The sequence below is a fragment of the Paraburkholderia sp. SIMBA_054 genome (genome assembly GCF_046534875.1).
In the GTDB taxonomy this organism is placed as follows: Bacteria; Pseudomonadota; Gammaproteobacteria; order Burkholderiales; family Burkholderiaceae; genus Paraburkholderia; species Paraburkholderia hospita.
In genome coordinates this window covers 1-4,980 of record NZ_JAWRXV010000136.1, presented here as the reverse complement: position 1 = coordinate 4,980, position 4,980 = coordinate 1, and the positions used below count along the sequence as shown (strand labels likewise).

Here is a 4,980-nt window from a genome sequence, read left to right as displayed (position 1 = left end):
GTCCATCACCTTCAACTACACGTCGATTCTCGACATCGCATTCGGGCTTGTGTGTATAGCGCTCTTCACCGTTTTTTGCGAACGGGCGGCGTGAACATGATGCGCAAGATCACTCTCGAGGCCGCACTGGCCCAGATCTGGGCCGCACTCGTCACGAATCGCATCGCGCAGAAGATCATTCGTCGCATCGCTAGATCCGGCTTCGGCAACGCGCCTGCCGGCCCGCTTCAAAGCGGATTGCGACCATGTTCGTGGAGTTCCGGTTCGAAGTAAATCCATCGGGCAGTCGGAAACTGCATCTGCAGTTCGTTCTCGATATGATCAATCACTCGAACAAGGTCAGTAGCAGTGCCACCAGCCTCAAGCTCGGCCTGCACGGCGACGACAAGATCGTCCGCCCATTTGAGCACCACGAGGCTGACAATGCGCCGAATTTCGGGCCGGCTCTTTAGCCAGGCGTCCATCGCATCGCGGACATGCTGATGCGCGGATTCTCCGACAAGCAGCGACTTGATCTCTCGCATGGAGAACAACGCGGTACCCATCAACACGATGCCTACCCCCACGCCGCCAAGCGCATCAAAAAGCGGATTTCGGCTCAGCATTGATGCGACTACGGCGATGAGCGAAACCACCACGCCGACGACTGACGCAAAATCTTCGCCAACGGCCAGCATCACAGCGGACTGGCCGCTTTCGCGAAACCAGTGCAGAAGACCATTCCTGCGACGAGCCGGATCGATCGTGCGAATGGTCGCGCGTAGCGCGAAACCTTCGATCACACCAGAGGCGCACAAAACGCAAATCGCGACGTACGGACTGTCGAGTGGCGCCCGATGCAGCGCGTGAATGATTCCGACGGCCGCCGAGGCAAGACCGCCAACTACAAACAGCTGCATTGCGACGAGCATGCCGTAGACGTACTGTTCGCGGCCGAAGCCAAAGGGATGCTGTTCATCGGGCTTGGCTCTCGCGCGACGATGACCATACAGCATCACAAGCTGGTTTAGGCAATCGGCACTCGAATGGATCGCTTCCGACAGGGTTGCGCCGGAACCGGTCAGCGCGGCAGCGATGTACTTGCAGGCGGCGACCGCAACGTTGGATGCGAGCGCATAGTAGATCGCGCGAGGCGTCCCGAGGGCGCCGCGTCTCCGGCTGATCTTCATCGCGTTGCCTTTCTCTTTACGGACCTCAAAGCCCGAACGGATAAAGATCCGGTGCGCGCTCGGTCGGGCGGGTAGCGAGCGGCGAAACGGCACGCGTTGAATCGAACCACACATACGCATCGAACTGTTCCGCGAGTGACGCTTCGGCATAGTGGCTATACAACTCCGTCTCCGGTCGGTAGATGACGCCAATAAACCGTTCGAGTCGCGGCTCCCTCAACTGCTCATACAACTGCGGATGCGCAGACTTGCTGATTTCCAGGACGCAACGCGCGTGACCAGACTGGTGAAACTGGTACTCATAGCTGTCGGGACGCGCCGGACGCACTGCCTTGATCTGCATCGGCCCGTCCCAGTCGGTCGCCGCGGCGACTGCCCCCGTATGCGTGCCGAGCCCGACTAACGCGGCGCCATCGCCGAACCGTTCGCGGCATAGCTGCCCGAGGTTGAGTTCATCGCGCACACGCCCCATCTCGGTCGCGGCTGCGTCACCGATGTGCGAGTTGTGCGCCCAGACGATCGCCTTGCTGTCCGGCCCGCGTGAATCTAGCAGACGCTCAAGCGTTTCAAACATATGCGTATCGCGCAGATTCCAGCTATCGCCTGAACTGCGGTACATTGTCCGGTAGTAGTTTTCTGCCGAAGCGACCAGGCGCGCGTTCTGCATTGCGTCGAACAATGATTCGCCATCTTGATGCGCTTCCTCGAGACGCACGCTCATCAGATCGCACAACTGCTCGACGACAGCGTTCTCGCACGTCTCGAAGCCCTTCGAGAGTGCGGCACGTCCATAGACCTGCGGATCTTTCTGCCACGGCGTGAGACAGCCGTATCGCACACGCGCGACGGATGCGGCCTCCGGATCGGTACGGTCGAGATAATCAAGCACGGCTGCCACTGATGCCGACAGACTGTACATATCGAGTCCATGAACGGCGCAGCGTCGCGCCGGATCCCGCAGCCCATTATAGGCGTGCATCCAGCGCACGAATGCGGCGAATTCCTCGTTGCGCCACATCCATGTTGGAAAGCGCTGAAACGGCGACAATTCGCCGTCTGGCTTGCGCAGTCTGACATACTGGTCGATTACCGCGACATCCGGCCAGTCCGCCTCGAGCGCTGCCATATTGAAGTTGTGTTTCTCGACAAGGTGGCGAGTGATTGCCGCGCGCGCGTCATAGAACTCTGCAGTGCCGTGGCTGCATTCACCGAGCAGCACAATGCGCTTCGACGCGAGGAACTCGAAGCACGATCCGAATGATGCGTCGTCAAATGCGGGCAAAGGCCGCGCACCTGCTGAAATCAGTCCTGCAAGCGAGGTGGTAGTCGATGATTCATACGCCGCGGCTTCCGTTTCTGGCAAATCAACGAAGGGGCCATCGGAATCGACAGCCGGCCATCCCTGCTCGCCGATCAGCGGCACGAAACGCACTTCGTCCATCTCCTCCTCATCGAACTGTGTCGCGCTTCGGCGCGTCATTTTGATAAGCCGCTGGCACTCGCGGTGCGTCCCGATCGGCATCACGAGCCTTCCGCCGATGGCGAGTTGTTCGCGCCATGCGGGTGGCACGTCCGGGCCACCCGCTGCTGCGATGATCGCATCAAATGGCGCGCGTGCTGGCCAGCCCAGAGTGCCGTCTGCCGCATGCACGTCGATGTTGGCGAAACCCTGTTCCGCGAGCCGCTTTTTCGCAGCCTGCGCGAGCGGCTCATAGCGTTCGACGCTGTCGACATGCAACGCCAGTCGCGCCGCGATTGCGGCTGCGTAGCCGGAACCCGTTCCGACGTCAAGCACCCGGTCACCTGGCGACAACTGCACGGCCTCAAGCATGCGCGCGACGATATAGGGCTGTGAGACGGTTTGCCCGGCAAAAAGCGGCAAAGCCGTATCGCGATAGGCAAATTCTACGACGTCATCAGGCACGAACTTGTGTCTGGGCACTTCGCGCATCGCATCGAGCAGGCGGCGGTCGCTCACGCCGCGCGCCGCGATCTGCCTGTCGACCATCTGCTGCCGCTCATATTCGTATGTGTCCATAAACGGGTACCGGTTCGATCCTTTCCTGTCAGCATCAGACATTCCACGCTGCTAGACTCATCGCGCCTTCGAGCGCTCAGGCCGAAGAGACAGGTTACAGCGCGGGACCGGCATTTGCGCACCCAACGGCAACGGATGAAGGCGTCCCAGACGGAAACCATCATCGAAACCGTACACCGAATGCCGATCAGTGACACCGGGGACCGGCGGGCGCAGTATCGGTTACTCGCGCGAACAGGTTCATCAGGTTCATTTGTGAGTTCCGGCCGCCCAAGGCGAGCGCGAGTGCGGGCGCAATGAACGCGAAACCACGAGACAGGATTCTGCAGAAGGATGCCCGCGAGGCTCCGACCGGCTGTGACACGGCATGGGGCGTGCTTAATTTCGAGGTAGAGGGAGATCGGCCATGCGTTGCGCGAATCCAGACGAAGGCGTCACGGCGATGTTGCAAGAGTTGGGCGGCGCACAGAGCGCCAGCGGTCACGCTGCGCTGGAGGATTTCAAGCTCTTTTGCCGTGATGCGGGCCTGTCCGAACGTAAGGTCGGCAGGTTAGTTTTCGCGTGGGCGAAATATTCGCACCTCGCGGCATGGCGATCGATTCACGCGGGTGCAGCGATCACTTCAGCAGTGTGCCAGGGCGAGTCGGGGTACGCCGAAATCATTGGTGCATTCACGCTGCGGCTCGGAATGCTTCTCCGAAATATGCCGCCCGGCACTGCGGCTGACATTGGCGACGGTTGCATTGCATGGCGCAGCGGCGAGCAGGTCGCTTTCGCCTGGCTGCGCGACAACGATCGAGGCAACATCGACTGCGAGTTTCAGCTTGACGAACAGATTTGGCGTGACCACGGCGAGACATTCAGTTCGTGGATACGCAACCCCCAATATTGCGAGGAAGAGGCAGTCAGACAGTGGATACGACAGAGAGTAAGCGGCCAGAGCACGGCGGGCTTCAAGGGCGAGTCCGGCACAGCCCAGCCCCCAGCTGCTTGCCACCAAGCATAGACTAATCGCAGTCACAAACGTTGGTGCACCCGTCACGCCCTTTACCGGTCCATATTGCCCGAGTCAGGCGCCGCCGTGCAGACGCATCAGATCGAGCAGCGGCGAACGACCCGGCCTGGGTGAACAGCGCATTCACCTGGAGCATCGCCAGGCAGGCGGCGAGGCACACGAGAAGCGTTGTACGCAATCCTGCAGCTTCCCCCGATTCGATACCGCATCAAAGGTGATCGACGGGTGTGGCGCGACCGATTACCGTCGATCGACGCGCTGAGCACGACACGATCGCGCATGACAAGCGGCTGCGATCTGATGAAGTGAAAGCGTGGCAGTTCTTTCCCCGAGATGCCCGGTGAGACTGACAAGGCCTTTGTCGCCAGGCTTCGGCACGGCCGGCCCGTGTCAGCGCAGAGCGCAATTTTCCCCGGGTAGCCCCACTGATCTCGTCGCGCTGTACAAGGGGCTCGGCGGGGGCCGGCAGGAAGATGCTGTCCGCGACTCGCAGCCGCATTGCCGGAATGTGAGGCTGTTGTCACCAACCAGTTTGCTGCCCGCCATTTCCAGCTTGTTCATCAGCTTCTCTCGTTGCGCCGCGATCTCATCACCAAGGCGCACCAGATCGACGCCGCTTTCGCGCAACTCGGGAAAGAGGCTTGATTCTTCTTCCTCGATATGATGGCGCGCCATCTCCGAGGCGTTGTTGCATAAATCGGGTTTGAAGACAAAGGCGGTCTTGTGATCTTGAATTCAGGCAATGCGAGCGGATTGCG

The 4,980-nt window shown here is 60.4% G+C and carries 4 protein-coding genes and 1 pseudogene; all 5 read right to left on the bottom strand.

The genetic code is table 11. From position 1 onward, the window contains the following. Positions 1 to 227 precede the first annotated feature (227 nt). The gene (locus SB822_RS54120) at positions 228 to 1,169 is read right to left on the bottom strand and encodes a cation diffusion facilitator family transporter (protein WP_410858722.1); all 942 of its coding nucleotides are present in this window, start codon (positions 1,167 to 1,169) and stop codon (positions 228 to 230) included. Positions 1,170 to 1,194: 25 nt separating this feature from the next. Then, on the bottom strand, positions 1,195 to 3,207 hold the full coding sequence (locus SB822_RS54115; RefSeq protein WP_410858721.1) for a protein-L-isoaspartate(D-aspartate) O-methyltransferase: 2,013 nt from the start codon (positions 3,205 to 3,207) through the stop codon (positions 1,195 to 1,197). Positions 3,208 to 3,829: 622 nt separating this feature from the next. Beyond that, positions 3,830 to 4,057 (bottom strand): hypothetical protein, encoded by a 228-nt coding sequence (locus tag SB822_RS54110; protein ID WP_410858720.1) that lies wholly within the window; start codon positions 4,055 to 4,057, stop codon positions 3,830 to 3,832. An 80-nt stretch (positions 4,058 to 4,137) separates the two neighbouring features. Then, a pseudogene (locus SB822_RS54105) lies at positions 4,138 to 4,421 on the bottom strand (MgtC/SapB family protein); the annotation flags it as partial. Positions 4,422 to 4,612: 191 nt separating this feature from the next. Further along, positions 4,613 to 4,897, bottom strand: coding sequence for a hypothetical protein (locus SB822_RS54100; protein WP_410858719.1), 285 nt, complete (start codon positions 4,895 to 4,897; stop codon positions 4,613 to 4,615). Positions 4,898 to 4,980 lie beyond the last annotated feature (83 nt).

Coding starts and splice junctions, on each gene's coding strand:
- SB822_RS54120 (WP_410858722.1), bottom strand. CDS start 1,169: ATGAAGATCAGCCGGAGACGCGGCGCCCTCGGGACGCCTCGCGCGATC.
- SB822_RS54100 (WP_410858719.1), bottom strand. CDS start 4,897: ATGGCGCGCCATCATATCGAGGAAGAAGAATCAAGCCTCTTTCCCGAG.
- SB822_RS54115 (WP_410858721.1), bottom strand. CDS start 3,207: ATGGACACATACGAATATGAGCGGCAGCAGATGGTCGACAGGCAGATC.